The sequence below is a fragment of the Gilliamella bombi genome (genome assembly GCF_900103255.1).
Classification (GTDB): domain Bacteria; phylum Pseudomonadota; class Gammaproteobacteria; order Enterobacterales; family Orbaceae; genus Gilliamella; species Gilliamella bombi.
In genome coordinates, this window is the sequence record NZ_FMWS01000096.1 from 1 (window position 1) to 3255 (window position 3255).

The 3255-nt window shown below is 33.1% G+C and carries 2 protein-coding genes and 1 pseudogene; all 3 read left to right on the top strand.

Features of this window, described 5'->3' with window-relative positions:
* The coding region (locus tag B9N71_RS12300; RefSeq protein ID WP_143422155.1) for a peptidoglycan-binding domain-containing protein at positions 1 to 1140 on the top strand (1140 nt) is incomplete at its 5' end.
* Between the two features lie 4 nt (positions 1141 to 1144).
* Positions 1145 to 2551, top strand: a complete 1407-nt coding sequence (locus B9N71_RS12305; RefSeq protein ID WP_085166110.1) for a hypothetical protein — start codon at positions 1145 to 1147, stop codon at positions 2549 to 2551.
* Between the two features lie 104 nt (positions 2552 to 2655).
* Positions 2656 to 3255 (top strand): annotated as a pseudogene (locus B9N71_RS12310) (hypothetical protein); the annotation flags it as partial.

The following is a 3255-nucleotide window of genomic DNA, read 5'->3' on the forward strand; positions in this document are numbered from 1 at the left end:
GAAGCGGGATTAGATGAGCTAGGCATCACCGAGCCTTACCTACGTGATTTTGCCTTAGACGTGGTGGACGAAGCGCATAAACATGTCAAATCAAACTGGCAACTAGAAAAAGCACAACGCATTAAACCATCACTGTGGTGGCAACAAGTGGCACAAGCGCAAGCTCAAACTCAAACTCAAACTCAAACAACCAGCACTGAACAAAGCGATGCTAATGCTAATACCCCTAAACTGTCTAATCTATCAACTGATGGCAAGGCGTGGTTTATTCATCCGGTGGCGATGGTAGATTATTTTGCAGGAAACAATATCCTTTTCAAAAAGGGTGATAAAGATGAAATTATTCGGGAAATTAATATCAGACTTGCTGGATTTGGTGGCAATGTGCCAACAGATGAATTTACCGAAAGAACCGAAAATATGATCAAACAGTTTCAACGTGATTATATGCAAGTCGAGGAAACGGGCGTTGTGGATATGAATGTAATAAAAGCGATTGATGAATTTCAAGAGGAATATCCAATAGAAACATATTTTACTCAAGCTAAATGTAAGTGTTCGACATTGAAATTAGTTGAGGGCGATAAAGTATGTGGAGGTTTTGGTAATGGTAAATTTGAAAAACAAAAACAAGATGCAAATACTATTGAAATGTATAGGAAATATGAATATCCAGGGTTACATAGAACTTTATTTTGGGTCTTAAGAGCTTGGAAATTTTATTTATCCCATTTTGATCAACGGAATATGAAAATTGAATTAGTTAAATCTGGATATCGCTGTTGGTCAGATAATAATGCTCATAATTTTAGAAAAAGTACTAATCATATGGGTAAAGCATTAGATATTCATATGATTTATAACAATACTAAAATTTCATTAGAAAATTTGTGTGATGATGCTAGAGAGGTAATGATCAGTTATTGTAATGCACATTATAGATGGCAGGTTAAAAATGTTATTTCTTTAGAAGTGGGAATTCGTGAAAAAACACCAAAAGATACAGCTATAGCTGCAACATGGATTCATTTTGATGTAAGAAGTTTTGAATTAAAATATTTGGAAGATAAATATTTTGTTAAAAGCGCTGAACAAGTTAATGGATTATCAATGCGATCATTAATAACTAACAAAGGTTAAAAATATGAAATTAAGTAATTTATTTTTTGCATTATTTTCTCTATTTTTATATGTGATTGCATCATCAGTTACAGCTGATGACAAAAAAGTTTCAGATAATTGGAGAATTATTTATGGTATTAGTGACTCATTGGTAAATGAAACAACTATTGATTTTAAAATAAAATTAATTGGTAATAAATTTTATTTTAATAATCAGCCATTTTTGATTGAGCGTAATATTATGCCTGCAAAAGATTTTTTTATAAGCAATAATATTGAACAATCATATTTTGATTTAGAAAAACAGCAAGAATTACTAGAGTATAATATTAAATTAGATGAGAGAATTTCTTATCTTCAATTTGATAAAGATATTGATGATACTTTATTAAAACAATATATAACACAAAATAGGCAAGCAATATTATTGGATGATATACTACTTCTCTTTGGAAAAAACGGTGAGCCAATCTTTTATTCAAAACCTTATTTTGAAAAAGAATTTATAAAAGAAGTGTCCCTATTACCCATTATCAATGTTCCGTTTAATACAGAAGATGCTTATGTATTATATCGTGATGAAATTTTAAAAAAAATATCTATTCATTTTAAAAACTTTTTAGATCTCTCATGGGATGCAATAGATATATTTGGGGCAAAATTTTCTTCTATTTCATCTATTATAAATCCAATATTTATTGATGTTGCTTGGGAAAGTGGTGAAACTGATTCTTTTCTATATCTGTTTTCAAATGATTATAAAGTTTTAGATAAACTACTAATTTTTAGCTATAGAACCACAACTCGTGGAGGTCCTGGAGGTGATGGACAACCTGTTGGTTATCGTTACTTTACCATTGATAAAAACTACTTTATTGAACGTCGACAACGTTTTGAGGATGAAACCATAGAAGTACAACATTTTCAAGTTACAAAAGAAGGAAAGTTTCAAGAGTTACCCATCACTTCTAATTGCTATATCGACTTTGCCACTAAAGATAAAAACAAACATTCAGCAAAAAGTCTGTTGCTAACTAGTAAACAAGCAAATAACTATTTACGTTTTGATGGTGGAAAATTAGATGAATTTGGTAGAGTAACATTAACTTTAAATCCAAATGAGGAAAAACTGTGTGTTAATTATCAACAAGCTTATTCAATAAGCTTTGGTAAAGTGGATTCAAAACATTTTTTTGATAATGATGAATTATATCAACAGCATGTAGAAAACTTTAAAAGTTATGACATTGATATTAGTAATGAATTAGAATACATCACCATCCATGGTTTTGAGAAAACACCTTTTTCTAAGTTTTTATTAAATGGTAATCAGGCAATTTATATGAAAAATACATTATTTTTTGTTAGTGAAAATCATTTTACAGCTTACAGACAACCAACAGATGAGGAATTAACTTATCAGCAATGACAAAAAAGCATTAGTCAGTCACCATGAAACACGCCTGAACAGACAAGCTCTCTGAAAGCGGAAATTCAACAACGCAGCCGTTATTCGACACTGAGGTTGGCAAGGTGGTTAATGGCATTAATGGAAAGATACAGACAAAAAGCTCGTCACCGCAACCGTACACCTTAACCACAAGTAAGAAAATGTATGTAAGGCGGATATATCCCGAATTAACCGAGGCAGAGATTCCCGATAAAGTTGAGTTAATTGCTGGCGAAAAGGGACAAGATACGACGTCGCCGAGTGCAGATTCTGAGCCTGCGCATGATGATGATTTTTTCACTATTCGCTTTATGATTGAAAACAAGCCGTACTGGATAGCCGCCAGTAAAGTCTTACACCTTAATGGCGAAGATGGGCGACTCAATTCAAGCGCAAGTTATTGGCGTGATTTTCCGTTATCATTAGATAACAGCCTTTCGCCTCAAGAAAAGAAACGTAATACGGTATGTTATCCTAGAACCGTGTCCCTCATTTCATTAGAAAATGACGGCTTGATAGCGATAGAGGATGAAAACACAACCTGGGTACAAGTGACGGCACTGGATGAGCAAACGCTACCGATACATGGTTGGGTGAATATAAAAGACAATGCACAAGCGCATATCAAACGGCGTAGTCCATGGCACTGGCCTGGGTTTGACACGATAGAAGAAAAAGCCACG

What these genes read in the sequence shown, in the direction of transcription:
- B9N71_RS12305 (WP_085166110.1), top strand. Translation starts at nt 1,145, where the DNA reads ATGAAATTAAGTAATTTATTTTTTGCATTATTTTCTCTATTTTTATAT.